Annotated in this window: 19 protein-coding genes; 12 read left to right on the forward strand and 7 right to left on the reverse strand. The window is 70.8% G+C overall.

What is annotated here, in order from left to right:
• Positions 1-11 precede the first annotated feature (11 nt).
• Both LQ564_RS08990 and LQ564_RS08995 read left to right on the forward strand, forming a co-directional pair.
• Entirely contained in the window at positions 12-2,180 is a 2,169-nt protein-coding gene (locus tag LQ564_RS08990; protein ID WP_231057762.1) for a TonB-dependent receptor plug domain-containing protein, read from the forward strand.
• Positions 2,181-2,351: 171 nt separating this feature from the next.
• Complete coding sequence (locus LQ564_RS08995) at positions 2,352-4,496, forward strand: TonB-dependent receptor plug domain-containing protein (protein WP_231057763.1); 2,145 nt, start codon at positions 2,352-2,354, stop codon at positions 4,494-4,496.
• Here LQ564_RS08995 and LQ564_RS09000 read toward each other — a convergent pair.
• Both LQ564_RS09000 and LQ564_RS09005 read right to left on the reverse strand, forming a co-directional pair.
• Positions 4,493-5,317 (reverse strand): EamA family transporter, encoded by an 825-nt coding sequence (locus LQ564_RS09000; RefSeq protein WP_231057764.1) that lies wholly within the window; start codon positions 5,315-5,317, stop codon positions 4,493-4,495. The two genes, LQ564_RS08995 and LQ564_RS09000, sit on opposite strands and share 4 nt — an antisense overlap.
• Complete coding sequence (locus tag LQ564_RS09005; RefSeq protein WP_231057765.1) at positions 5,317-6,567, reverse strand: TCR/Tet family MFS transporter; 1,251 nt, start codon at positions 6,565-6,567, stop codon at positions 5,317-5,319. The genes LQ564_RS09000 and LQ564_RS09005 overlap by 1 nt, the downstream gene beginning before the upstream one ends.
• Before the next feature lie 177 nt (positions 6,568-6,744).
• On the opposite strand from LQ564_RS09005, the gene LQ564_RS09010 reads away from it, so the two are divergent.
• Together LQ564_RS09010 and LQ564_RS09015 are read left to right on the forward strand one after the other, a co-directional pair.
• Complete coding sequence (locus LQ564_RS09010; RefSeq protein ID WP_231057766.1) at positions 6,745-7,488, forward strand: hypothetical protein; 744 nt, start codon at positions 6,745-6,747, stop codon at positions 7,486-7,488.
• Between the two features lie 168 nt (positions 7,489-7,656).
• The gene (locus LQ564_RS09015; RefSeq protein ID WP_231057767.1) at positions 7,657-8,328 is read left to right on the forward strand and encodes a PEP-CTERM sorting domain-containing protein; all 672 of its coding nucleotides are present in this window, start codon (positions 7,657-7,659) and stop codon (positions 8,326-8,328) included.
• Between the two features lies 1 nt (position 8,329).
• On the opposite strand, the gene LQ564_RS09020 is transcribed toward LQ564_RS09015, so the two are convergent.
• The 4 genes from LQ564_RS09020 to LQ564_RS09035 all read right to left on the reverse strand — a co-directional run bounded on the left by LQ564_RS09020 (position 8,330) and on the right by LQ564_RS09035 (position 10,715).
• Entirely contained in the window at positions 8,330-8,983 is a 654-nt protein-coding gene (locus LQ564_RS09020) for an HD domain-containing protein (protein ID WP_231057768.1), read from the reverse strand.
• Positions 8,964-9,656, reverse strand: a complete 693-nt coding sequence (locus LQ564_RS09025) for a ribonuclease HI family protein (protein ID WP_231057769.1) — start codon at positions 9,654-9,656, stop codon at positions 8,964-8,966. The genes LQ564_RS09020 and LQ564_RS09025 overlap by 20 nt, the downstream gene beginning before the upstream one ends.
• A gap of 82 nt (positions 9,657-9,738) precedes the next feature.
• Positions 9,739-10,323 (reverse strand): YXWGXW repeat-containing protein, encoded by a 585-nt coding sequence (locus tag LQ564_RS09030; RefSeq protein WP_231057770.1) that lies wholly within the window; start codon positions 10,321-10,323, stop codon positions 9,739-9,741.
• Positions 10,324-10,502: 179 nt separating this feature from the next.
• Entirely contained in the window at positions 10,503-10,715 is a 213-nt protein-coding gene (locus LQ564_RS09035) for a hypothetical protein (RefSeq protein WP_231057771.1), read from the reverse strand.
• Positions 10,716-10,924: 209 nt separating this feature from the next.
• Here LQ564_RS09035 and LQ564_RS09040 point away from each other — a divergent pair, with 209 nt between their 5' ends.
• The 8 genes from LQ564_RS09040 to LQ564_RS09075 all read left to right on the forward strand — a co-directional run bounded on the left by LQ564_RS09040 (position 10,925) and on the right by LQ564_RS09075 (position 23,041).
• Positions 10,925-13,978 carry a penicillin-binding transpeptidase domain-containing protein gene (locus LQ564_RS09040; protein ID WP_231057772.1) on the forward strand — a complete coding sequence of 1,018 codons (3,054 nt, stop codon included), beginning with the start codon at positions 10,925-10,927 and terminating at the stop codon, positions 13,976-13,978.
• Positions 13,979-14,080: 102 nt separating this feature from the next.
• Positions 14,081-15,361 (forward strand): hypothetical protein, encoded by a 1,281-nt coding sequence (locus LQ564_RS09045; protein WP_231057773.1) that lies wholly within the window; start codon positions 14,081-14,083, stop codon positions 15,359-15,361.
• Positions 15,358-15,906, forward strand: coding sequence for a hypothetical protein (locus LQ564_RS09050; RefSeq protein ID WP_231057774.1), 549 nt, complete (start codon positions 15,358-15,360; stop codon positions 15,904-15,906). The genes LQ564_RS09045 and LQ564_RS09050 overlap by 4 nt, the downstream gene beginning before the upstream one ends.
• A 1-nt stretch (position 15,907) precedes the next feature.
• Entirely contained in the window at positions 15,908-16,945 is a 1,038-nt protein-coding gene (locus tag LQ564_RS09055) for a hypothetical protein (RefSeq protein WP_231057775.1), read from the forward strand.
• The gene (locus tag LQ564_RS09060) at positions 16,942-17,940 is read left to right on the forward strand and encodes a hypothetical protein (protein ID WP_231057776.1); all 999 of its coding nucleotides are present in this window, start codon (positions 16,942-16,944) and stop codon (positions 17,938-17,940) included. Before LQ564_RS09055 ends, LQ564_RS09060 begins: the two co-directional genes overlap by 4 nt.
• Positions 17,941-18,019: 79 nt before the next feature.
• Positions 18,020-19,855, forward strand: a complete 1,836-nt coding sequence (locus LQ564_RS09065) for an SPFH domain-containing protein (RefSeq protein ID WP_231057777.1) — start codon at positions 18,020-18,022, stop codon at positions 19,853-19,855.
• 8 nt (positions 19,856-19,863) lie between these two features.
• Positions 19,864-22,062, forward strand: a complete 2,199-nt coding sequence (locus tag LQ564_RS09070) for a bifunctional serine/threonine-protein kinase/formylglycine-generating enzyme family protein (protein WP_231057778.1) — start codon at positions 19,864-19,866, stop codon at positions 22,060-22,062.
• 73 nt (positions 22,063-22,135) lie between these two features.
• A complete protein-coding gene (locus LQ564_RS09075) occupies positions 22,136-23,041 on the forward strand; it encodes a pirin family protein (RefSeq protein WP_231057779.1) in 906 nt (301 codons plus the stop codon).
• Positions 23,042-23,240: 199 nt separating this feature from the next.
• Here the strand turns inward: LQ564_RS09075 and LQ564_RS09080 are convergent, their stop codons facing one another.
• A complete protein-coding gene (locus LQ564_RS09080; RefSeq protein WP_231057780.1) occupies positions 23,241-24,806 on the reverse strand; it encodes an FHA domain-containing protein in 1,566 nt (521 codons plus the stop codon).
• Positions 24,807-24,829: the final 23 nt, after the last annotated feature.

Here is a 24,829-nt window from a genome sequence, read left to right on the forward strand (position 1 = left end):
TGCGCAACCATATGTACGCCCCGTTCCGCCTGACGCTGCTTGCCGCGGCGCTCACCCTGTGCCTGCCCGCCGCCGCGCAAGACGCGCTGCAGCCGAAGCCGCCGCCCCCCAAGGCCAGTGACAAGAAAATCGAGCAGGTCGAAATCAAGGGCACCGCCAATGCCTACGACCCGCGCCGCGACGACACCGCCACCAAGATCGTGGTGAACAGCGAAGAGATCACGAAGTACGGCGACACCAATGTGCTGGACGTGCTCAAGCGCGTGCCCGGCATCACCGTGAACACCGGCGCCAACGGCCGCGGCGGCGAGATCCGCATGCGCGGGCTGGGCGCCGGCTATACCCAGATCCTGGTCAACGGCGAACGCGCGCCGGCCGGCTTCTCGATGGATTCGCTGGCGCCGGACTCGATCGAGCGCATCGAGGTGCTGCGCGCCGCCAGCGCCGAGTTCTCGACCCAGTCGGTGGCCGGCACCATCAACATCATCCTCAAGCGCTCGGTGAAGAACCGCCTGCGCGAACTAAAGCTCTCCGCGCAAGGCTCGAGCAACGGCTACGGCCCCAACGCCAACCTGCAGATGTCCGACCGCGACGGCGCCTTCTCGTACTCGATCTCGGCCAACCTGGCGCAGGACCGCTTCAAGTTCGATTCCCTTGGCGAAGAACGCGGCGTCGACACGGCCGGCCGCCCGAACATGGCGCGCAGCCTCGGCCTGGCGCAGGACGGCAAGTTCACCTTCTTCAATCTCAGCCCGCGCCTGAACTGGACGCTCGGCCAGGACAATGTGCTGACCTCGCAGACCTTCGTCACCGCGAACCGCTTCGACAACGACATCCGCGAGACCAGCGTCGCGTCGCTCGGTGCGCCGGCGCCGTATCCGGACTTGCTCAACGCGGTGGACAACAGCAGCCGCTACCTGCGCGAGGACCTGAGCTGGGCGCGCAAGTTCGCCGACGGCGGCAAACTCGACCTGAAGGTCGGCGTCAATCTCGGCAAGAGCACGAGCATGACCGACCGCAGCGCGACCGGCCTGGACACCGGCATCTACGTCGAAGGGCGCGAGCGCGGCGTGAACTCGACCGGCAAGTATGCGAAGACGCTGGAAAAGGGCCACACCTTCGCCTTCGGCTGGGATGGCGGCGTCGACACCCGCGACGACCTGCGCGACGAGACCCGCCGCCTGCCGCGCCAGTCCGGCCTGGAACTCGACCAGGATTCGGAAGCGCGCGTGAAACGCCTGGCCGTGTTCGCCCAGGACGAGTGGAACATCACCCCAAGCTGGTCGATGTACCTGGGCGCGCGCTGGGAAGGCATCCGCACCCACGCCGAGGGCAATACCTTCGGCGCGGCCGACGCCAGCTCCAATGTGTGGAGCCCGATCATGCAGACCCTGTACAAGATCCCCGGCAGAAAGGGCGACCAGGTGCGCCTGGCGCTGACCCGCACCTATAAAGCGCCAGGCCTGCAGGGCCTGAGCCCGCGCCGCTTCACGTCCGAGAACAACAGCTCGACCGAGCCGGATTTCCAGGGCAACCCGAACCTGAAGCCCGAACTGGCCTTCGGCATCGACGCCGCCTACGAGCATTACTGGGCCGAAGGCGCGCTGGTCTCGATCAGCGCCTCCTCGCGCAAGATCAGCGATTTCACCCGCACGCTGGTGTACTTCGATGGCGCGCGCTGGATCTCGACCCCTAGCAACCAGGACAGCGCGGTGACCCGCTCGCTCGAGATCGAGACCAAGTTCCCCTTGAAAGCCGTGATGGAGGACGCCCCGGCGGTCGACCTGCGCGCCAGCGTCAACCGCAACTGGTCGCGCGTCGAATCGGTGCCCGGTCCCTACAACCGCCTCGACCAGCAGACGCCGCTGACCGTCAACCTGGGCGTCGACTACAAGGTCGGCCAGTTGAGCACCGGCGGCAGCTTCGCCTACCGTCGCGGCGGGCCGGTGCGGGTCTCGCTGAATCAGCGCGCCTATACCTGGCCGCGGCGCGACCTGGACGTCTACGCGCTGTGGAAGTTCGACGCGCAACGCCAGCTGCGTTTCGCAGTCGGCAACGTCTTCAGCGAAGACTTCCAGAGCGAGAATACGATCGACGATCCGCGCATCGGCAGCCAGACGCGCAACTTCAACTTCCCGCAGGGCGTGCGCTATCGCCTGACTTACGAGTTCAAGTTCTGACCGTTCTCCGCTTCCATGCAAACCCGGCCGCGCGCCGGGTTTTTCTTTGTCGTGGCATGTTCGATTGCTATGCAAGGGCAATAAAATGTTCCCTGTCAAGTTTACATGTTGCCATCGCATGGCATATAGTCGTTCATACTAACTGAACAATAAAATACGGAGACTAACCACATGCCCCTGCGCCCCCATTACCTCGCCGTACTTGCCGCTGCACTGTGCGCCCCGGCATCCGCCCAGCAGACCCAAGAACCCATGCAGCAGGTCGAGGTGAAGGGCAGCGGTTACGACGCCCGGCGCGACGACACGGCGGCGCGCATCGTGGTGGGGCGCGAGGAGATCGCGCGCTATGGCGACACCGACGTGGCCGAGATCTTCCGCCGCATCCCGGGCGTGACGGTCGTCACCGGCGCGGGGCGCAGCGTCGAGGTCCGGATGCGCGGCCTGGGCGCGGGCTACACGCAGATCCTGCTGAACGGCGAGCGCACCCCGAACGGCTTCACGCTCGACAGCGTATCGCCCGATTCGATCGAGCGCATCGAGGTGCTGCGCGTGGCGAGCGCGGAGTTTTCCGCCGAATCGATCGCCGGCACGATCAACATCGTGCTGCGCAAGGCCGCGCGCAAGCGCCAGCGCGAGGCCAAGCTGGGCTGGCTGCAGTCGAGCGACTTCCGCGGCCCCACCTTCAGCGCCGACGTGGGCGACAGCGGCGAACGCTCGTCGTGGTCGTTCTCGGCCAGCGGCAACCACGACAAGCTCACGCGCGACTTCACCGGCTTCGAAGAAAACATCCGGCCGGACGGGCTTGTGGACCGGTATCGCCTGACGCACAGCCTCGAAAATGGCCGGATGAACCGGCTCAACCTGTCCCCGCGCGTCAACTGGACGCTGGACAACGGCGACAAGCTGGCCTGGGAAACGATGGCGGCCAGTAACAGCTTCCGCAACGACCCGCACACCCGGGTGGGCACCGGGATCGGCGCCCCGCCGCCGGTGCCGGACCTGTACGGCTGGGGCGAATTCGACGACCGGCTGCTCACGTCCAGCCTGGGCTGGACGCGCGAGACGGAGAGCGGGCTGAAGCTGGACGCCAGGTTCGGCTTCGAATGGTCGTCGCGCAAGATGTTCGTGCGCCGCAAGGGCTTCGACAGCAGCGGGCTGCCGGAAACCGACGGCTACACCCTGAGCGACACCCATGCGCGCGGCGTGAACACCACCGGCAAGGGGACCCGCGCGGTCGACGGCGGCCACCTGCTGGCGCTCGGCTGGGACCTGCGCTACAACGAAAGCGGCGACATCCGTACCGAACGGGACAGCGTGCGCATCTTCCGGCCCGGCACGCTGCTGGACGAGGACTTCCGCGCCGCCGTCGGCCGCACCGCCGTCTACGCCCAGGACGAATGGACCATCGACCCGCAATGGTCGGTCTACCTGGGCGCGCGCTGGGAGGGCGTACGCACCCGCGTGGATGGCAATGCGATCGTGCCGACCCGCGTGCGCTCGAGTGTCCTGAGCCCGATCGCCCAGGTCCTCTACAAGCTCCCCGGCGACAAGGGAGACCAGATCCGCTTCGCCCTGAGCCGCACCTACAAGGCGCCGGAGCTCTACAACATCGTGCCGCTGCGCGGGGAGTTCGAGAACAACAGCGCCACCGAAGCCGACATGCAGGGCAACCCGAACCTGAAGCCTGAACTGGCCTGGGGGCTGGACGCCGCCTACGAGCATTACTGGGCCGAGGGGGCGATGGTGTCGGTCAGCGGCTCGGTCAAGCGCATCCGCGACTACATCGGCAACCGCGTCTACTTCGACGGCCTGCGCTGGATTGTCAGCCCGGTGAACGACGGCCGCGCCACCATGCGCAGCCTCGACATCGAAACGAAATTCCCGCTCAAGGCGCTGATGCGGGATGCGCCGGCGATCGAGCTGCGCGCCAGCGTGAGCCGCAACTGGTCGCGCGTGGACGCCGTCCCCGGTCCGGACAACCGCATGGAACAGCAGACGCCCCTGAGCGCCAACCTCGGTATCGACTACAAGGCGGGCGCCCTGAGCCTGGGGTCCAGTCTGGCGCACCGCAGCGGCGGCTACGTGCAGGTGGCGCGCAACCGCGGCTTCTACCGCGAGGCGCGCACCGACCTCGATACCTACGCGGTGTGGGCCTTCAACCCGAAGCATCAGCTGCGCATCGCCCTGTCCAACCTGCTGGGCGAAGACAATGTGTTCGAGCCGAGCTACGTCGACCCCGCCGGCGGCCTCGAAAAGCGCCGCTGGATGTACCCGGACGGCCCCAAGCTGCGCGCCACGCTCGAGATGACATTCTAGGCCAGGCGCAGGGCCGCGGCGCCGAAGGTGATCAGGAGCGCGCCCACGACGCGCGCGCGGCCCACGCGCTCGCGCAGCACCCAGGCCGCGATCGCCACCGCGAACACGATCGAGGTTTCGCGCAGCGCCGCCACCACCGCCACCGGCGCCAGGGTCATCGCCCACAGCACGATGGCATACGATCCGCCGGTCGCCGCGCCGCCCAGCAGCGCGAGCTGCGGCTTCGTCTTCAGGAAAGCCGGCAAGCGTCCGCCCAGCCGGCGGCGGCAGGCCAGCGGCACCGCGATGCCGCAGCACAGGAACAGCCACGCGGTATAAGCCGCGGGCGCGCCGGAGCGCCGCACCCCCAGGCCGTCGACCAGCGTGTACGCCGCGATCACGACGGCGGTGAGCAGGGCCGGGACGACGGCCCTGCGCGACAGGCGCGCGCCCAGGCAGGTGGCGACGGCGCCGGCGCCGACCAGCACCACGGCCAGCATCTGCGCCGGGTGCAGCGGCTCTACGAAGGCGCTGGCCAGCGCCACCAGCACCGGCGCGCAGCCGCGCATCAGCGGATAGGCCAGGCTGATGTCGGCCTGGCCGTAGGAGCGCGCCAGCAGCAGGTAGTAGGCGATGTGGATCAGGGTCGAGGCGGCGATGAAGGGCCAGCTCGCCCTGTCCGGCGCCGGCAGCAGCAGGACGGCGGCCAGACCGAGCACGGCGGCGCCGCTGCTCACCGCCATCGAGGCCAGCAGCTTGTCCGGTTCCGACTTGACCGCCGCGTTCCACGCCGCGTGCAGGAAGGCGGCGCACAGCACGGCCGCCAGCACGCCTGGGCCCATCAGTGCGCGCCCTTGCTGTCGACCGAGTGGTGGCTGCGAAAGTAGCGCCACGCCACCAGCACCGCGATGGCCTGCAGCGCCGCGCACAGGAAGAAATGGCTGCCGATGCGCCAGTCGCCGGGCGGCAGGTGGCTGACCGTGGCCAGGATCGCGGTGCCGATCAGCGGCGTGACGATCACGCCCAGGCTGCCGATGGACTGCAACGAGCCCATCAGTTCTCCCTGTTCCGCGCTCGGCGTGGCTTTCGAGACGATCGCCTGCAGCGCCGGCCCGGCGGCAAAGGCGAGGACGTTACACAGGATGAACAGGTACATCATCCACCCCTGGGTCGCCAGGCCGTAGGCGAGGAAGGTGAGGGCGCCGGAACAGATCCCCATCAGCGCCAGCCGCACTTCGCCGAAGCGCCGGATCAGCACCGCCAGCAGGCCGGCCTGCACCACGGCGGAAACGAGCCCCACGCAGAACATGGCGATGCCGTTGTCGCGCGGGGTCCAGCCGAAGCGGAAGGTGGTGTACAGCACCCAGGTCGACTGCAGCATCATCTGGCCGAAGGTGACCAGGGTGATGACGACCACCAGGCCGCGCACGTCCTTGCGCCGCACCAGCCGCAACAGGGCCGCCAGCGGGTTCAGGCGCCTGACGTCGAACGGTGGCCGCACGCCCGGGGCCAGTGACTCCGGCACGAAGAAGTAGCCGTAGACCAGGTTGGCGCCGCTCAGCAGGGCCGCGACGTGGAAGGGCAGGTGCAGGTCGGCGTCGCCCAGCAGGCCGCCGAGCATGGGGCCGCAGATGAAGCCGAGGCCGAAGGCGGCGCCGATTTTGCCGAAGCTTTTCGCGCGGTTCTCCTTGGTCGAGATGTCGGAAGCGTAGGCCGAGGCCACCGACATGCTGGCCGAGGACATGCCGCCGATGATGCGGCCGGCGAACAGCCAGGCCAGGCTGGGGGCCCAGGCGGTGATCAGGAAGTTCAGGCACATGCCGCCCATCGAGTACAGCAGCACCGGACGGCGCCCGACGCGGTCGCTCAGCGCGCCGAGCGCCGGCATGCACAGGAACTGCAGCAGGCCGAAGGTGGTGGCCAGCACGCCGAACCACAGCGCCTGGTCGTCGCGGCCAGGGACGAACTGGCCGACCAGCAGCGGCATCACGGGCACGATCAGGCCGATGCCGAGCATGTCGATGAAGATACAGACCAGCACGAAGTTCAGTTTGCCGGCGGAGGGCGGGGCGACGGTGGTCTGGCTGTGCATGCAGGGAGGGCCCGGACGAAGGACAGGCAGGTATCTTAGCATCGGGAAAACTTAACGGCGGCTGAAGATGGGGCAGCCATGTGACAATCCGCGAAACTGTTGCCGACATGTCGTGTCATGATTCTCCGCGTTACGAACTCTTGGGCAGCTGATGAGCCCACTGCCGACATGCGACCAATGCCGACTTCCCGCCCCATGAGCCGCGCCTTCGCGGTCCGCACCATGCGCGCGCGCCTGCTGCGCGACAGCTTCCCGCGCGTCCAGATGTTCATCCTGGTGTCGCTCACCGGCGCGGTGGGCTTCGCGGCGTCGGCGGCGATGCTGCTGGCCGGGATCGAGACCATGGCCCTGCGCTACGCGCTGGCGATGGGCGCCGCCTACCTGGCCTTCCTGGCGCTGTTGTGGGTCTGGCTGCATACCAGCGCGTCGGATTACCTGGACGTGTTTCCGGTCGATGGAAGTGACGGCCCGGCCTGCGGGCCCGGGGCGGCGCGCGACGATTTCACGGGCGGGGGCGGCAGCTTCGATGGCGGCGGGGCCAGCGCCAACGTCGACTTCGGCACGGAGGGCGAGGTCGGCGCCTCCATCGTCGAGAAGCCGCTGGCGGCGATCGGACACGCCGAAGAGGGCGCGATTCCGCTGGCGGTGATCCTGCTGGCGCTGGGGCTGCTATCGTCGTCGCTGTTCGTGGTGTGGACGGCGCCGGTCCTGTTTGCCGAGATCCTGGTGGACGCTTTCCTGGCCGCCGGCCTGTACCGGCGCTTACGCCATCTGGATCGCCGGCATTGGATGGTGGCGGCGGTCAGGCGCACGGCGGTTCCCTTCGTCCTGACGACGCTGCTGGTGGCGGGCGCCGGTTGGGGCATGCAGGCGGCGGTGCCCGAAGCGAGGTCGATCGGTGGGGTGGTCGCTGGTCGTTGAGCGGCGTATTTACCTCATGCGACGCGCGTAACTTTGCGTCGAGAAAATTGACACATAGTAGTCATTTTTGATTCTGACACGCGCTCATGCCCCTTGCGGCGCATCTGGCACGTTTCCTGCTGGACAGGAAGCGCCAAATGGCCATCGTCCAAATAATAGGGAAAAAACATGAGCTACCTGAAAAAGATTGCCGGCGCCTGCGCCGTCGCCGCTACCCTCGCTGCCGGCAATGCGGTTGGCGCGCCGATTACCTTGAGCTTCGAAGGCGTGGGCGATATTCATAACATCGACACTTACTACGCCGGCGGGACCGACACGAACGGCGCCAGCGGCGCCGATCACGGCATCGTCTTCGGCTCCTCGTTCCTGGGAATGATCGACACCGACGCAGGCGGCAGTGGCCTCTTCGTCAACAATCCATCGGGCACGACTGTCGCGACCTGGCTCGACGGGAACGACACTGCCATCACTGTCTTGGGCGGCTTCGAAAAAGGGTTCTCGTTATTCTACGGCGCCCTCTCTGCAGGCTACGTCAATATCTACGAAGGACAGAACGGGACCGGCGAACTGCTGGCAACGCTGGACCTGAGCGCCAACTCCGCAGCTTGCCGCGACTTCAATAACCTGATCTGCAACTTCACCAAAGCAAGCATCGCTTTCGAAGGCTTCGCGCGCTCGGTGGTGTTCTTCGGCCAGGCAGCCGACATCGCCCTGGACGACCTCACCTTCGGCGTCGACGCTGCGAGCGGCGACGTGCCGGAACCGGCCACCCTCGGCCTCACCGCGCTCGGCCTCGCCGGCCTGATCGCGGCGCGCCGCAAGGCAGCCGCCAAGCGCTGATTCAGGCGCCGCCCTCGGCGGCGAATTCCTGCCTGAAGTCCAGCAGCCGCGCCAGCCGTTCCTCGGCCAGGGCGCGGCCGCCGCTTGTTTGCATCATTCCCGGCAGCCTGGCCAGCTTGACCATGATGTGGTCGAGCGCATAGCGGCGGTCGTCGTATTCGCGCTCCAGTCCGAGCGGATCGTCGGGATGCGCCAGACTGCTCCCCATCCGCCCCGCGATGTAGAACATGCGCGCCAGACCCACAGCGCCCAGGCCGTCGAGGCGGTCGGCATCCTGCACGATCTTCGCTTCCAGCGACTCGGCAGCGATATTGGCCGAAAAACTGTGCGCCTCGATGGCGTGGGCCACCGCGTCCAGCCGGGCGGGCGGAAAATCCATCCAGGCGAGCTGGTGGCGCGCCAGTTTTGCCGAGCGGCGTGAGGCCTGGTCGCGTTCGGGATCGTCCTTCGGCAAGTTGACCAGGTCGTGCAGGTAGCAGGCGGCCATCACCACCAGCGCATCCGCTTCCGGGTGCTGTTCAAGCAGGAGCTGCGCGTTGTGCCAGACCCGCTCGAGGTGGGTGCTGTCGTGGGCGCCGTCGCCGCCGCTGGAGCCGGCGGCGAGGGCCGCGAGGCGAGGGCGCCAGGTGGCGAGGTCAGTCTTCGGTTCCTGCATGCGATTCTTCTTCGGTATCGATGGTGGCCGCGCGCTGCGACAGGGCGTCGGCGCGGCCGTTCTTGTGGCGCGGGATCCAGCGCAGCGTGGCGCCGGGCAGGCGCGCCAGCAGGGCGCGCGCTTGCGCCCGGTAGGGCTGCAGGCTGGAGGCAGCGGCGGACTCGGGCGCGTGGACGTCGTCGATCACCACCTGGCTGTCGCCCTGGATCGCCGGCGCCACCGCCCCGTGCTCGACGGCGGCTTGCAACACCGCGATCAGGGCCTGGTATTCGGCCTCGCTGCTGTTGCCGTAGCCGAGCGCGCGCGACAGCTCGACCTGCACGCCGCCGGGTCCTTCGAGCACGGCGCCGAGCGTGCAGCGCCCGGGATTCGGCCGCGCCGAGCCGTCGAACCAGGCGCGCCACTGCGGGGCGGCGGCCGGGCCGGCCTGGCGCCGCGCCAGCGACGCCGCGGCCAGCGCGCGGCGGGCGTCCTGGGCCTGTTCGCTGCGCAGGCGCCGGGCGGCGCGTTCGCGCAGCAGCTGGTCGAGCCCGGCCGCGCCGGCGCTATGAGCCAGGGTGGCGCGCAGGGCCTCGGTGTCGTTCATGCCGCTGCGTTCGGCAAGGCGGCGGCTGGCGGCCAGTTCGGCCTTGAACGCGGCTGCCCGGAGTAATGCTTCTGCTTCGTCTGTCATGGGCGACAAGCATAACCGCTTTGTCCGGCGCACACGAAAAAAGGCGCCCGCAGGCGCCTTCGTCCGTCCCGGATCTTCGCGGTCAGCGGCGGTAGGGATTGTTCGGCTGGCTGTCGTAACGGTTGGGCACGCGGTCGCCGTCGCGGTCGCGGTCGCGCTCGTTGCGGATGCCGTCGTTGTCGAGGTCGCGGTCGTAGCGGTTCGGCACGCCGTCGCGGTCGCTGTCGCGATAGCGGCCGCGGCCGTCGCGGTAGTAGTCGCGGCCGCGGTTGTCGTAGTAGCCGCCGTAGCCATGGGCATAGCCGCGGCGCTCGTAGCGGTCGGGGATGCCGTCGCGGTCGCGGTCGTAACGGTTCCAGCGCGCCGGTTCCATATACCAGCGGCCGCCGCGTTCGCGCCACATCGGCGGCGCATAGGCGTAGCCGGGTCGGGCGGCGATGTAGTGGCCCGGGACCCAGGCGTGGCGGTGGCCGCGCCACTCCCAGTAGCCCGGCGCCCAGACGTAGCCGTGGCGGGCGGCGGGAACGACCTCGTAGATCGGCGCCGGCGGGGCCGAACCGATGTAGAGTTGGAAATCGGATTGCGCCAGGGCCGGCAGCGGCGCGAAGGCGGCGCCGATGGCGATCAGGGCGGCGAGGGAAAGGGTACGGGTGTGCGTGGATTGCATGTCGGTCTCCAGGTCCGTGAAGCGGATGAACGCACTATATCGGGGGCGGCGCTGGAAATCCTGCTTTGAAACCTGGGGTTACATCTGAAACAGGTACTGCTGAAAACTGTATAGCGCGGTGATACAAATGGACCGGCTGTGCTGTCGCCTGCTTGCGACAGCGGGCCGGTCCGAGGTGCTCATCCGCGGCTCCCGTCGGCCTTGTCTTCGGCGCTCAGGCGCTTGGCGCTGACGGTCACGACCGCCACCTTGTCGCCGCTGGCGATCTGCGCCGCGTCAGCGGTATAGGTGCGGGCCCGGGCTTGCGGGATACCGTCCAGCAGGTAGCTGCCGGGGACTGCCAGGGCCATCGCGACGACGAAGACGGCTTCCATGTTCTTGATGATGTTCATGCTGTTTCTCCTTGCGTGTGGTTTGTCGATGTGTGCACTGTAGGCCAAGGCTTACCAAGCCGCGAGCCACATGCGACGAGACGACGAAAACGCGGAATGAGCGGTCGAAAATCCCCCGCGAATGCGCGCGCGCCAGGGCTTTCAGCGGCCCCCCGCTAGCGCTCCGGGAAGCGGTCCGCCCCGAGGGCCGCATTGAGAAGCGGACCCCGATGAGCGCCACCCTCGCACAACTCGCCGGCCACCTCGCCGCCAGCCGCACGGCCTGGCGGCGCGCCCGCAACCTGCGTGCGGGCGTCCGTCCACTGCGCGCCCCACGACGCGGCATCAACTTGCTGGCGGCGCTGGCGCTCGCCGTCATCGTGCTCGGCGCGGCCGTCCTGATCAACGCCGCGCGCTCGTTGTCGGTGTCGCTCGAGACTGCCCCGGCCGGCGCGCTGGCGACGCTGCAGCCGCTGCTGGGCGGCGTCACCCTGCACGTGCCGGACACGCCCGGCGCCGTCGTCGAACAGCATGGCGGTGCTGCGGTGCTTTTGCTCAGCGGGATGACCGCAGGCGCCCCGGTCGTGGTCGACCTGTGCACCCAGGTGCTGGACCCGGCCCGGCCGGTCCTGCTGCCGCTGCGGATCGGCTACCCGCTGCAGGAAGCCGCAGGCGCGCCGCCGCGCAACGTGCTGCTGGCCGCGCCAGGATCGACCGTGCCGCGCGTCGAGCTGCGCGGCGACGCGCGCGGCGCCTTGAACGTGCGCTGGCAGGCGAACAGGAACGCCGCCTGGATCGCCGACAGCGCGGGCGGCGTGGCCAGCCGCGGCGCGAGCGGCGCCGGCAGCATCGAACAGACCGGCTGGCTGGCCTGGCGCGACGGCGCCCTGCGCCTGAGCCGCCGCGCCAGTGCGGCCTGTCCGCAGGCCGGGGAACTGCTGGTGCAGCGCTACGCGCCGGGGGAGGCGGCCGGCGCGCTGGTGCAGGCCTTCGGCCCTGGCGCCGTCTCGCCGGCGCTGCGCCTGGCGCCCGGCGCCCACGCCGTGCCGGCGGCGGCGCCGCGCGGACTCGAAGACGCCTTGCTGTTCCAGCAATTGCAGGCGCATGGCCTGGTGCGCCTGGGCCGCGGCGGCCTGCTGGAACTCGCGCCGCGCGACCTGGCCGCCTGGCAGGGCACGGATGGCGCCGACCGCGCGCCGCTGCCCGGCTGGGACCACCTCGCTCTCGACGACGCCGGCCGCAAGCTGCTCGGCCGCCTGTATTACCGCGCCGACGGCGCCTTCGTGCGCGAGCAGGTCCGTATCTTCAATAGCGAGCGCCGCCTGCTGGCCTGGCGCGTGCGCCCCGGCATGCATGGGTCGTGGCAGGCCAGCGTGGGCGGCGTGCCGGTGGCCCTGGACGAGGGCTTGCCGGTGGCGGCGATGCGCCTGTTCGCGCGCCTGCCGGAGGGCTGGGCGCCGTGGCAGCGCGTGGCGGCCTGGGACCATGGCGACGGCGCCTCGACGGCGCGGCTGGCGCTCGACGCAGCCGGGCCGGTCGAGCTGCTGCTGGCCGGCCGCGTGCGCAAGGTGGAAGGCGCCACGCTGGCGATCAGCGCCGAATGCGAGGGCCGCGCCTGCCCCGCGCGCGACGCCGTGCAGCGGCTGCGCTTGTCGCCCATGCCGGGCGCGCGCCGGATCGAACTCGAGATCGAGGCGCTGGACCTGGGCCGGCTGGCGGATGGCGCCGATGCCGCCTACCGCCACCTGCGGGTCGAGAATGGCAAGCCGGTATGGCAGGCGCTGCCGACGGAAGCTGCGCCGCAGCGCGCCGCGCTGGCCGAAGTGCGCCTGGCGGACCGCCACGGACAGCCGCTATGGATCGACGGCAGCGCCAGCCTTGCAGCGCGCGCCGCCGGCCTCGGTCCGCTGCTGGGCGTGCACCGCGACCATGCAGCGAGCGTGGCCGGCATGCTGGCGCGGGTGCCGGGCGCGGCGCACACGGCGTCGCTGAGCCTCGACCTGCGCCTGCAGGCGGCGGCACAGGCGGCGCTCGACTGCATCGGCCTGCGCGGCGGCAGCTGGGACGGCGCGACGTGCCGCGGCGCGCATGCCGCGCCGGCGGGCCGCCAGGCCGGCCTGGTGCTGCTCGATGCCGGCAGCGGCGACGTGCTGGCGGCCGCCGGCGCCGGCATGGGCCAGGCCGATCCGGCGCGCTGGCAGGAAGTGCGCGACTTCGACCGCGCCGATCCGGCGCGCAGCCCGCTGCGCCTGCCCGCCTTCCAGCACGACGGCGGCGCGCACCGGGCGCCCGGCTCGACCTTCAAGGTGATCTCGAGCCTGGGGCTGGAGCAGGCCGCGCGCCGCGACCCCCGGCTCGACCGGCTGCTGGACGGCATGCCGCTGGCCGCCATCGACGCCGTCGCGCGTGACGGCGGCTACGCCTTCCATATCGGCGCGCCCAGCTACCCCGAGACGGGCGGCGCGCGCGTCACCAACTTCCGCGAACAGCTCGCCGGCGCGCGTGCGGTCGAGGGCCGCTTCGGCCTGGCGCAGGCGCTGACCCACAGCGTCAACACCTGGTTCGCCTGGACCGCCGAGCTGGGCGACCGCAGCCTGGGCGGCGCGGCCCAGGGCGGGGTGCCCGGCGTGCGCGCGCTCGAGCCGGGCGCGCTGGACGGGTTGCGGCCGGCCGACGGCATGGCGCGCCGGCTCGGCTTCGGCGCGCCGCTGCGCCTCGACGGCGGCCTGCTGCCGGGCGACTTCCGCTGGAGCGCCTGGGATGCGCTGCAGGCCAGCGCCGCGCGGATCGACCCCATCCTCACGCGCCACGAGGTGCGCCAGATGGCGATCGGCCTGCGCATGCAGGCCACGCCCCTGCAGATGGCGCTGGTGGCGGCCGCGGTCGGGCAGGGCAGGACCGTGACTCCGCGCCTGCTGCTGGAGCTCGACGGGCGCGCCGCCAACAAGAGCATGGGCCCGGAGCTCGGCGTGCGCCTGGACCGCATCCGCGCCGGCATGAAGGGCGTGATCGACGGCGGCACCGCGGCCGGGGCATTTCGCGGCAAGGAATTCGACGGCCTGCGCGGCGGCCTGTTCGGCAAGACCGGCACCGCCCCGGTCGGCGCCGACGGCCAGGGCACGGTCTGGTTCATGGGCTGGCTGGAACCCGGCAGCCTGCCCGGCCAGACCCGGCGCCTGGCGTTCGCGGCCTTCGTCAGCCACTCGGACCTGACCGGCGGCGCCCACGCCGCCCCGGTCGTGGCCGCCCTGCTGCGCACGATGGCGGCCCGGTCCCCCGAATAAAAGGGGGATTGGCCTTCTGCTGCGCGCCTGTAATGTGTGTTTCTATGGCATCATCTGTTGACAAGCCGCCTCTGCGCGGGTGCATTACAGGATGAGGAAGACATGCGTTTGCCGGGAACCCGGTACCAGGAGCACGGGTGGGAGCAGGTCCGTAAATTGTTGGGGCAGTGCTCGCTGGCGGCGCTCGCGCATACGGGGCACGCCGTCTTGCTGGACGCCGACCGCGAGGCGGCGCTGGCGGACTACGTCGACGCCGTCGCGCGCGTGCTGCATGCGAGCGGCCGGCGCGGCGCCCTGCTGGGCAACAGCTATGGCGACACCGTCCTCGAGCTGGCCCTGAGCCTGGTCTACGAATTGCAGGCGCGCCCCGGCGACTGGGCCGTATTGTGCGCGGCGGTGCAGGCCGAGCATGCACGCATGGGGCCGTTCTGGGAAGCGCCGGGCGGCGACGCCCTGCTGCGCAAGAAATTCAACGACCTGTATGCCGTCCTGCGCGACAAGGTCGACAGCGACAACTACCAGGCCGCATGCGGCCGCCCCTGCAGCCCGAACCGCATGTACGCCTACCGCATGCTCGATACCGCCTATGCCGAGGTGGCGCGCCTGCTGTTCGGCTGGCGCGAACACCGGGCGCAGGTCGGCGCCATCCTCGGCCGCACCATCGAGGCCGAGCCGATCGAAGCGCGCCGCCTGCGCGGCGTGGCCGATTGCCGCGCCGAGTGGATCCTGCGCTGGAGCGAGACGCTGGAGGCGCTCAAGGGCACGCCCGGCCCGCTGCACACGCGCTCGAAACGCTTCGCCAGCCTGAAGACCAGTCCGGAAAAAATCCAGGCGATGCTGGGCGAGATCGGCGAGTACGAGGCGCTGTCCGCCAACGGCGAACGCGCCTGGCTGCAGGATGCGAACGACGCCGGCGCCTGGCTGGAAGACTACTGGCGCGTGCTCGACGAGTCGGCGCAGGGATCGACGCCCGGCCCCGACCAGATCCTGGAAGCGCGCCAGGATGCGCTCGACCAGGCGGATGCCGTGGTCGAGGAGGAAGCGCCGGCCGACATGCGCGCCCCGGTGCTGGACGCGGTGCTGGCGCGCCAGGTTTCACTGCCCCCCCGCTACCTGGAGATGGCGGCGGCCGCGCAGGACGGCGGCAGCTGGGCGGTGCGCACGATGGCCGGCGATTCGCTGCCGGTGCGGCTGGCGGTGTACCTGAAGCTGTTCGGGCCGTTCGACGACAGCTATCCGGCCGAATGGCTGGACCCGGCCACCGGCGAGCTGCCGACCATGGGACAACTGGCGCTGCTGGACGGGGTCTCGCAGCCGACCCTGCGCAAGCGGCGCGATGCGGCGATCGCCCGGCTGGAAGCGGGCATGAAGGAGGACGGATGATGGGATTGAGTGAACTGGACCGCAGGCTGCAGGCGCGCCTGCTGGCGGGACGCCGCGTGGAAGCGGACCGCCTGGTGCTGCTCGATGCGACCCTGCTGGCCGCGCTGGACGGCAGCCGGCCGCTGACCAGCGGCGAACGCGCGGCGTTGCAGGCATCGCCCTTGACCACGCGCCGGCTGGCGGTGCTGGCGCAGGAACGGCGCGCCGCAGCCGGCCCGGCGGCCTGGCGCGGCAGCGCGGGCCTGCTGCGCGCGGCCGACAGCGGCGCGCCGTTCGAGGCGCTGGTGACCGACGACGGCGCCTGGCGCCTGCACGTGGTGGCCGGCCGCGCCATCCTGCAGCTCGACCCGGAATCCAGGCTGGCCCCGGGCCTCCTGCGGGCGGCGCAGGAAGTGCGCGTGCGCGACGGCGCCGGCAACACGGTGCTGGAAGGGCGGCTCGACCCGGACGGGGAGTGCGAAGGCCCATGGCCTTTCGACGACACCCCGGCCCGGCATTTCGCGCGCCACGGCGGCGCCTTCACGGTGGAGCCGATCGGTCGCTAGCATGCTGAACCTGTTCATCAAGCCGTTCCGCCAGGCGGCCCCGGACCTCGAGGGACTGGGCGCGGCCTATATCGCGCTGCCGATCGCGCGCGGCTGCACGGTGCCGAACGGACGCTTCGCCGTGCTGGCAAGCAGCGATGGCCACACCCGCCGCCTGAGCGAAGGCGCGCGCGTCAATGCCCTGGAAAACGAGACCGCCTGGTGCATCCATCCCGGGCCCTATGCCTGCGAACTGACGCCGTTCGCCGCCGCGCCCGAGATCGGCCTGAAGGTCGCTTTCGCCATCGACGGCGCCGACCCGCGCGAAGCCCAGCAGCGCTTCGACCTGTTCCTGGCCAGCGAAGGCGGCGCCCGCGTGGCGCTTGACGCCTTCGTGGCGCAGCTGCAGGCTGCCCTGCAGCGCGAACTGGCCCAGGGCAACCTGGAGCTGCCGCCCTGCACCAGCTTCGAGGAGTGGAACCTGTTCCGCGCCGGTTTCAACCAGCTGCTCTACACCCGCTTCGGCGTGATGGTGGACGACTGCGTGCCGGTCGACCTGGGCGCCGCGCGCGACCTGGCGGCCCTGCTGGCGGCGCGCCTGGCGGTGCAGCCGGTGACGGCGCCGGCCGCCGCCCCGCAGGAAGCCTTCGACGCCGCCCTGGAAGACCGCAAGGCGCTGCGCCGCCTGTTCCTGGAGCTGCCGCGCGTGCTGTGCGGCCTGCGCCTGGCGGTGCTGCCGCCGGACTGCGCCACCTTCCGCCGCCACCAGGACCTGCTGCGCCGGCTCGACCTGGTCAGCCTGGCGGCCGGCACCATGCCGGCGCTGGAACTGGCGGCCCCGAACCTGCCCCTGGCGGGGAGCGAACAGCTGCGCCGCGCGCGCCACAGCCGGCGCGCGGTGGCGGCGCTGGACGAGGCCTGGGCCCTGCTGGCGCGCATGAAGCAGGCGGTCAGCGCGCTGCCGCAGGCGATCGCCCTGCTGGACGAGGCCGACCGCATCGTCGCCAACCTCGAATGCGACTGCGCCGCGCGCCGCGCCACGCAGGAGGAAGACGCATGAGCGGCGCACCCGTCACCTGCCGCAGCATGACATCGGACGGCGGCTACCTGACCGTCACCGCCACGGTGCGTCCGCGCGACGGCCGCGCCGAAGTCAAATGCAGCGTGCCGGATGCGCTAGAAGTGGCGCAACGCATGCAGGCCGTGGTGCGCCTGGCGCGCCACACCGAGGCGCGCTTCGACAGCCGGGCCCAGGTCGTGCTGAGCCTCGATCGCGCACCAGGTAACGGTGAACGCGACTGGGAGCTGGCCGCCGTGCTGGCCGACCGCATGGTGCGTGGACTGTATCAACCGCAGGTGCCGGTGGTGGCCAACGGCTGGTCCGATGCCTGGCACCTGGGCCGCATCGACGGCCACGGCCTGGGCGCCGTGCCCTTCGGCGTGCTGGTGGGCGGCGCGGACGGCCTGCCGCACCTGGGCGCCTTGCACGGACATCCGGACCCGGCGGTCGGCGTGTCGACCGCGCGCGCCTGGTTCCCGCTGGTGAGCGGCGGACTAGAAGACAGCCTGGCCTGGGTCGAGGTGAACCTGCGCCCGGCCCAGGCGGAGGGCGAGGACGAAGAGTCCACGATCGTGGTCCCCGGCGCCGATGCGGCCCTGCAGGCGCGGGTGCGCGCGGTCCTGGTGGCGGCGCGCCATCACGACGGGCGCGGCAACAAGCAGTGGCGCACCACCGTGCGCTTCGCCGATGCGCGCTTCCAGGGCGGCTCCTACGAGCTGGCCCTGGTGATGGCCGACCGCATGGCGCGTGGCCGCGACTTCCTGCCGCGCGGGCGCCTGCTGGCCAGCGGCCAGTCGGCGAGCTGGCATGCGGGCAAGGTCGAGAACGTGGACGGCGTGGCGGCCAAGTGCGCGCTGCTGCTGCGCGAGGCCGCGGCGGGCGACCGCATCCTGCTGCCGCGCGCCTGGGAAACGGAACTCACGCCCGACTGGCGCGCGCAGGTAAAGGCGCAAGGCGCCAGCGTGGCCTGCGTGGACCGGATCGGCATCATATGATGGGGTCCCGGCCTTGGTAAACTCGAAGCAGTCGCTGGTACGGAACGAAACGGAGCCGCATATGGTGGAGCATGTCGGAATGAGCGCGCCGCGCGGCGCGCCGGTGCTGGTCGATAACCGCTGGGTCGCGGGCCCCGACGAGCTGGCCGTGTTCTTCGGCGTGCGCGCGCTGTCGGGCGTGTTCGTCAAGACGCTGCGGGTGCCGGCCACCAGCCGCGCCTATATCCTGCAGGGCGACAAGGCGACCGAGGTGCCGCAGGGAGAGTACGAGATCGAAGGCTTCTTCACGCGCCTGAACCACCTGCTGCGCGACCAGCACGCCGAGATCCTGGTTACCCGCACCGGCGCGCTGCCGGTCGCCTTCACCTTCGACGATGTGCTGACCAGCGAACAGTTGGCGGTGACGGCGCGCTTCACGGTCAGCCTGCGCATCGAGAACGTGCCCGCCTTTGCGCGCCATTTCATGACCGAGCCGGGCACCATCGGCGTGGCCGAACTGCGCGAACTCTTGACACCGCCGGTACGCCAGCTGCTGGAAGAATTCGTCGGCGCGCGCTCGATCCGCGACATGGCCGGCAACGCCGGGCTGCGCGAACAGCTGGACGCGCGCCTGCAGGGCGGCCTCGCGCTGCTGCTGGCCGAATACGGCCTCGCCGTGGTGAAGGTCGACACGGTCGAACTTCGCCACGACAAGTACGACGCCAACCGCGCCAGGGTCGGCAGCCTGTGGCTGGCGGTCGACGAGCGCCACGTGCAGGTCGAGCACCGCAAGCACCTCGACGAGCTGTACGACGCCGAGGAATGGCAGCGCCTGCGCCGCGCCGAGGCCGCGGCCCGGGTGCGCCAGCGCGAGGCCGAGCTGCGCCAGGACGATGCGATCGCGCGCGCCGAACAGTCGCTGCGGGGCGCCGATCGCGCCCACGCGGTGCGCGCGCGCCAGATCGAGCTGTATGCGCGCATCCTCGACGCCCAGTCGCGCAAGCAGGCGCTCGAGCGCGGCGCGGGCGACGTGCTGGCCGAGCTCGAACACGAACTGGCGAAGAAGAGCGCGGGGCGTCGCGACGAGGCCCTGGCGTGGCAGCACCTGCGCGCGCTGGCCCAGGTGCGCATGCGCAGCGAACTCGAAGTCGCCCAGCAGGACGCGCGGCAGGCGCAGGCGATCGCGCGCCAGCGCTTCTCGCAAACCCTGCTGCAGCAGCAGATCCGGCACAAGCTGGAGCAGGCGGCCCTGATCGAGGATGGCGCGCGCAAGCAGGCTGAACTCGTGCGCCTGCGCCGGATGGAAGCGGATGCGGCGCGCCGCGGCCGCGAGATCGACGAGCAGGAACACGTGGCGCGCCACCAGCTGCTGGTGCTGGCCAACACCGCGCGCCGGCGCGAAGCCGAGCGCCTGCAGGAGTGGGAAGATGCGCAGGCCGTCCTGGCCATCGAGACCGCGCGCAGCACCGCCCAGCAGGACAAGCTGCGGCGCACGATAGAGCTCGAAGCGATGCAGGCGCGCGCGCAGCAAGGCGTGACGCTCGAGGGCGAGGAGCGCCGCCATGCATTGCGCCTGAGCGAGCTGGATGCCTTCGCCGCCATGGACGACAGCGCGAAACTGGCGCTGGCCGCCGTGCCCAACGCCACGCTCCTGAACGACTTCATGAAGACGCGCGTGCACGCCACCATGGACGCGGACCAGCTGGCAAGCCTGGCCGCCGTGGCCGGCGCCGGCAAGCTGACGCTTGAAGACGCCCTCGAGCTGGTGGCGCGCGAACAGGCGCGGCGCGACGGCGGAGTCGACAAGGACCGCCGGCACCAGGTGGAACTGCTGACCGTCGCCGCGGGCGTGGCCGCGCCGCGCTGCAGCCACGGCCACGCCATGCGCGAGGGCGAGCGCTTCTGCAGCGCCTGCGGCGCGCCCTTGCAATCCTGAAGGAAGCAATGCAATCGGCCATCGACAAGATCCGCGCGCTGCGTGCGCTGCACGAGGATGGCCTCTTGAGCCGGCAGGAATTTGACCTGCGCAAGAACGCGATCCTCGACGCCGAGTACGCACCCGCGGCCGATGCGCTGGAAGAGGCGCTGCCGGTGCGCGTCGGCACCGAGATCGGCCTGATGGTCGGCCAGGAAGTCGGCCCCCAGAACCGCCGCTACCGCCTCGAGCGCCTGATCGCCCACGGCGGCATGGGCCAGGTGTGGCAGGCCACCGACCTCGCCACCCATGCGGAGCTGGGCCACAGCGCCCAGGTCGCGCTGAAGATCCTGCCGCCCCAGCTGACCCAGTCCGCCAGCCACGCCAAGCTCCTGATCCAGGAAGCGACCCGCGCGCGCCGCCTGGCGCACGAACACATCGTGCGCGTCTACGAATGGGCCCAGGACCCGGCCACGGCGAGCTACTTCATCATCATGGAATGCCTGGAGGGCGAAGACCTCGACAGCCTGCTGGCGCGCGAAGGCAGCCTGCCATTGGAACGCGTGCTGGCGCTGCTCGAGCCGGTCGCCGGCGCCCTCGACTACGCCTGGGACAAGCACTGCCTGGTTCACCGCGACATCAAGCCGGCCAACGTTTTTCTCACCCGCCGCGGCGAGGTGAAACTGCTCGACTTCGGCATCGCGGCGCGGGCGCGTGCGCCGTCGCCCATGGATGCGCCGGCCAGTTCCGGCACCAGCGGCTACCGCGCGCCGGAAGCCGGCGCCCCGGATGGCGTGCCGGCGCGGACGCTGGACGTGTACGCGGTCGCGATGATGGTGTGCCGGATGCTGGGCGCCGCGCCCGCGGCCGGACAAGCGCCCGCAGGGCTGGCCCCGCGCCAGTGGGCCGCGCTGCGCGCCGGCTTCGCGCGCGACCCGGGCGCACGTCCGGCCAGCGTGCGCGCACTGCTCGACACCATCCGCGATGGCGTCGGCCCGACGGAAGAAGAACGCGCGCGCGAGGAAGCGCGCCTGCGCGTCGAGCACGAACGACGCGAGCGCGAACTGGCCGCGCGCCGCCAGGCGCGCGAGCAGGCGCTGGCCGCCGCGCGCGCCCAGGCCGAGCTGCGGCGCAAGGAAGAAGAGCGCCAGCGCCAGCGCGCCGACCGCGCCGCGCAGGAGGCCGCGCGCGAGGCGAGGAAGGACGCCCTGCGCCGGCAGCTGCTGGCCAAGCGCGAAGAGGAGGCCGCCAAGGCGCGCCTGGCCCAGGAAGAGGCCCAGCGCAAGGCGGCCCAGGCCAAGGCCGCCGCGCTCTACCTGACGCAGCAGAAGCGTGCGCGCGAACTGCAGGCCGCCCGCAGCGCCGAGGACCTGGCCAGGCTCATGCCGACCCCTGGCAGCCCGGTGGCCGACGGCGACGGCGTGCTGTGCGACCCGTTTCTGGACGGCGCCGGCAGCGGCCCCTCGCTGGTCCTGATCCCCACCGGGCGCTTCCAGATGGGATCCCACGAACATGAGCGGAAGATCGCGATGGCGGCGGGCGCCCAGAAAAAATGGCTGGAGCGCGAGACCCCGCAGCGCTGGGTCGGTATCGAGCGGCCCTTCGCCATGGGACGCTATCCGGTCACGGTGGGCGAGTGGCGCGTGTTCGTCAAGGCGAGCGGCTGGGAGCCGTTGGGTGAGGTCGACTGGTCCGCGCCGGGCTTCCCGCAGACCGACGCCCACCCGGTGGTCGGCGTCACCTGGCACGACGCCCAGCACTACCTGGCCTGGCTCTCGTCCGCCACCGGCAAGCGCTACCGCCTGCCGAGCGAGGCCGAGTGGGAATACGCCTGCCGCGCCGGCACCAAGACCGCGTTCAGCTTTGGCGACAGCATCAGCCCCGAGCAGGCCAACTACGACGGCACCTTCACCTATAACGGCGGCCCGCGCGGCGCCTACCGCGGCGGCACCACGCCGTCCGGCATGTTCCCGGCCAATCCCTGGGGCCTGTTCGACATGCACGGCAACGTGTGGGAATGGGTGCAGGACGTGGTGCACGACAACTACGACGGCGCCCCCAGCGACGGCAGCGCCTGGGAAATAGGCGGCGACCCGGCGCGCCGCATCCTGCGCGGCGGCTCCTGGCTGTACAACCCGCGCTACCTGCGCGCGGCGCTGCGCAATGGATTCTCCAGCGTGCTGTCCAACGATATCGTCGGTTTTCGTGTCGTGCGCGAGCTGATGTAGGGACCGGCCGATCCGCGCACAGCGCTGCGGGGTGGTGTACAGTTGACGTATTGTTCACATCGGAGACATCGCCATGGCCATCGCCCACCTGTTCAAATCGCACGACAAGGACCTCGGCGGCGGCTTCACCGTGCGCCGCATCCTGCCGGCGGCGGCGCGCCAGTCGGTCGGGCCCTTCCTCTTTTTTGATCACATGGGCCCGGTGGAAGCCCAGCCCGGTGCGCGCCACGACGTGCGTCCGCATCCGCACATCGGCCTGGCCACCGTGACCTATCTGTTCGAAGGCGCGATCATGCACCGCGACAGCCTCGGCACCGAGCAGCGCATCGAGCCGGGCGCGATCAATTGGATGACGGCCGGCAGCGGCATCGTCCATTCCGAGCGCACGCCCGAGGACCTGCTGGAGCGCACCCGCCGCACCCACGGCCTGCAGCTGTGGGCCGCGCTGCCGCGCGAGCACGAGGAGGCGCCGGCCGCGTTCTCGCACACGCCGGCCGACCAGATCCCCGAAGTGTCGTTCGAAGGCGCCACGGTGCGGGTTCTCGTCGGCAGCGCCTTCGGCGTGAGTTCGCCGGTGCCGACCTTCAGCCAGACCCTGTACCTGGACGTGCAGCTGGCGCCGGGCGGAGCGATCGACCTGGGCGGCCTGCCGGAAGAGAGCGCGGTGTACGCGCCGATCGGCGCCATCGCGGTAAACGGGGAGGCGATTCCCGGCAATACCATGGCCATGCTGGAACCGGGTGCGGAAGTGACGGTGTCGTCGGCCGAAGGCGCGCGCTTCGTGCTGGTCGGCGGGGCGCCGCTGGACGGGCGCCGCTACATCTTCTGGAACTTCGTTTCGAGCAGCCGCGAGCGCATCGAACAGGCCGCGCGCGACTGGGAAGCGGACGCCTTCGTGCCGGTGCCTGGCGAGACCGAGCGCATCCCGCTGCCGGCCTGGCCGGCGGCGTGGAAGCAGCAGGCGCCGCGCGCCGACTGAAACTGCCTGGGTACGCGGGAACTACGGCGCGCCGATCGGTTTTAACGTGACGCAGACGAAAGGATGCGTCATGAAGATCCCCGAGCACCTCAGGATACCGTTCATCGTGTTCGCCCTGCAGGGAGCGCTGCTGGCTGCCGTTTCACTGATTTTCCTGATCCTTCGCCCCGCCAGCCTCTGACGGTATGAACGTCAGGTTTCAGGCGTCGAGCCAGGCAGGAAGCACGCGCCGGCGTTCCCCCGCGCGGGGCACCCGGACGCGCGTCTGCGTTTCCGGATAGGCTTGCGCCGCGAAGCGCAGCTGCTGGCCGAAACCGCGCAGGCGATCCAGCGCCACGCCCGGCGCCAGCGGCGTTTCCTGGCCGCTGACCGGGTCGCGGTGCCAGAAGCCGCCGTCGCGGTGGAACAGGGTCGGCAGGCCGGCCGCGCGCGGCGAGGCAGCCGTCTGCTTGCCGATCTCGTGCGCCGGATCGCGTTCCGGCGCCAGCACCATGAAGCATTCGGCGCGGGCGCCAAGGTCGGCGCGGTGCAGGACCACGCCGTGCGGCAGCAGGGCCGTCACTTCGAGCTCGACCACGCCGCGGATACTGGCGGTGAGCGCGATGCGCATGCCGAGCCGCAGCAGCACCGGGGTGTGCTTGCCGGGCCAGACCCCGTCCAGCAGCAGGCCGTAGCGCGACACGTCCTCGATCTCGAAGCCGTGGCGGCCCTGGCGGATCACGGCGTGGCGGCCCGACAGGCGCCGGGTCAGGCCGCCGCGGTCCTCGCCATGCTCGCCGTGGTGCATGAGCAGGAGGTCGGCTTCCGGTTCGATTTCCTCGAAGCGGCCGAGCACGCATTCGTCGAGGGCGAACAGGCGCAGGTGGCGCTGGCTGCTGGAATCGGGCTCGGCCTGCACCAGGCAGGCGCTGCTCGCCGGGCAGGGGTGGCCGGCGGGCGTCTGCGGCACGTCGATTTCGATCAGGTCCTCGTCCCAGGCGATGCTCGACATGGCCAGGTCGACCTTGCCGACGCTCTCGCGCGGGTCACGCAGGTCGACGTTGGCGATCGAGGCGTTGCGCGCGGTGACGTCGATGTCGACCCGGCCGCCGCCCGGCGCCTGCACCCGCGCGATGCCGGCGTCGTCGGCCATCACGCGCACGTTCTTGTGGGTGGCGAGGAAGGTCTGGTGGATTTCGCCCAGGCTGGCGTCCAGGCGCGGCACCAGGATCACCGGCGAGCAGGTCCAGGTGCGCGAGGCGCCGGCGTGCTGCGGATGGCGGCTGTGCAGCTCGATCTCGATGCGGTACTGGCCGTGTTCCAGGCCGCGCGAGGAAAACTCGAGGAACACCGGGCGCCAGTCGCCGCGCGAGGTGCGGTGAAAGGCAACATGTTCGCCGTCGCGCAGGCGCAGGCTGGAGCGCACCAGCATGCGGACCTCGGCCGCGCAATCCATGGGCATGCCGCGCAGTTCGAGCTTGATCGCCTGGCGGCCGCCGGCGGCGCGCGGGTCGAAGCCGCTGATGTGCAGCTGCGGACGTTGCAGGCCCGGCGCTGCGGCAGGCGCTTGCGGCGCCGGGCCGCTTGCGGCGGCGCGGCCGGCGCGCAGGGCGCCGATGATGTCGAAGCTGGCCGGCAGGGCCGGCGCCGGGGCCTTGTTCGCGGCTTCCGCGGCATCCGGGGCATGCGATATGGCCGGCTGCGCATGCCCGTGCGCGCACGCGGCCTCGCCGGGCATGACCCAGACGGTGCAGTGCGGATGATCGGGATTGCGGCAGCGGCTCATGGGCGGACGATTTTCGAAGACCT

Source organism: Massilia phyllostachyos (genome assembly GCF_021044825.1).
Classification (GTDB): domain Bacteria; phylum Pseudomonadota; class Gammaproteobacteria; order Burkholderiales; family Burkholderiaceae_D; genus Telluria; species Telluria phyllostachyos.

Coding starts and splice junctions, on each gene's coding strand:
- LQ564_RS09045 (WP_231057773.1), top strand. CDS start 14,081: ATGCGTTTGCCGGGAACCCGGTACCAGGAGCACGGGTGGGAGCAGGTC.
- LQ564_RS09065 (WP_231057777.1), top strand. CDS start 18,020: ATGAGCGCGCCGCGCGGCGCGCCGGTGCTGGTCGATAACCGCTGGGTC.
- LQ564_RS09010 (WP_231057766.1), top strand. CDS start 6,745: ATGCCGACTTCCCGCCCCATGAGCCGCGCCTTCGCGGTCCGCACCATG.
- LQ564_RS09070 (WP_231057778.1), top strand. CDS start 19,864: ATGCAATCGGCCATCGACAAGATCCGCGCGCTGCGTGCGCTGCACGAG.
- LQ564_RS09025 (WP_231057769.1), bottom strand. CDS start 9,656: ATGACAGACGAAGCAGAAGCATTACTCCGGGCAGCCGCGTTCAAGGCC.
- LQ564_RS09005 (WP_231057765.1), bottom strand. CDS start 6,567: ATGCACAGCCAGACCACCGTCGCCCCGCCCTCCGCCGGCAAACTGAAC.
- LQ564_RS08995 (WP_231057763.1), top strand. CDS start 2,352: ATGCCCCTGCGCCCCCATTACCTCGCCGTACTTGCCGCTGCACTGTGC.
- LQ564_RS09020 (WP_231057768.1), bottom strand. CDS start 8,983: ATGCAGGAACCGAAGACTGACCTCGCCACCTGGCGCCCTCGCCTCGCG.
- LQ564_RS09030 (WP_231057770.1), bottom strand. CDS start 10,323: ATGCAATCCACGCACACCCGTACCCTTTCCCTCGCCGCCCTGATCGCC.
- LQ564_RS09040 (WP_231057772.1), top strand. CDS start 10,925: ATGAGCGCCACCCTCGCACAACTCGCCGGCCACCTCGCCGCCAGCCGC.
- LQ564_RS09055 (WP_231057775.1), top strand. CDS start 15,908: ATGCTGAACCTGTTCATCAAGCCGTTCCGCCAGGCGGCCCCGGACCTC.
- LQ564_RS09080 (WP_231057780.1), bottom strand. CDS start 24,806: ATGAGCCGCTGCCGCAATCCCGATCATCCGCACTGCACCGTCTGGGTC.
- LQ564_RS09050 (WP_231057774.1), top strand. CDS start 15,358: ATGATGGGATTGAGTGAACTGGACCGCAGGCTGCAGGCGCGCCTGCTG.
- LQ564_RS09035 (WP_231057771.1), bottom strand. CDS start 10,715: ATGAACATCATCAAGAACATGGAAGCCGTCTTCGTCGTCGCGATGGCC.
- LQ564_RS08990 (WP_231057762.1), top strand. CDS start 12: ATGTACGCCCCGTTCCGCCTGACGCTGCTTGCCGCGGCGCTCACCCTG.
- LQ564_RS09000 (WP_231057764.1), bottom strand. CDS start 5,317: ATGGGCCCAGGCGTGCTGGCGGCCGTGCTGTGCGCCGCCTTCCTGCAC.
- LQ564_RS09060 (WP_231057776.1), top strand. CDS start 16,942: ATGAGCGGCGCACCCGTCACCTGCCGCAGCATGACATCGGACGGCGGC.
- LQ564_RS09015 (WP_231057767.1), top strand. CDS start 7,657: ATGAGCTACCTGAAAAAGATTGCCGGCGCCTGCGCCGTCGCCGCTACC.
- LQ564_RS09075 (WP_231057779.1), top strand. CDS start 22,136: ATGGCCATCGCCCACCTGTTCAAATCGCACGACAAGGACCTCGGCGGC.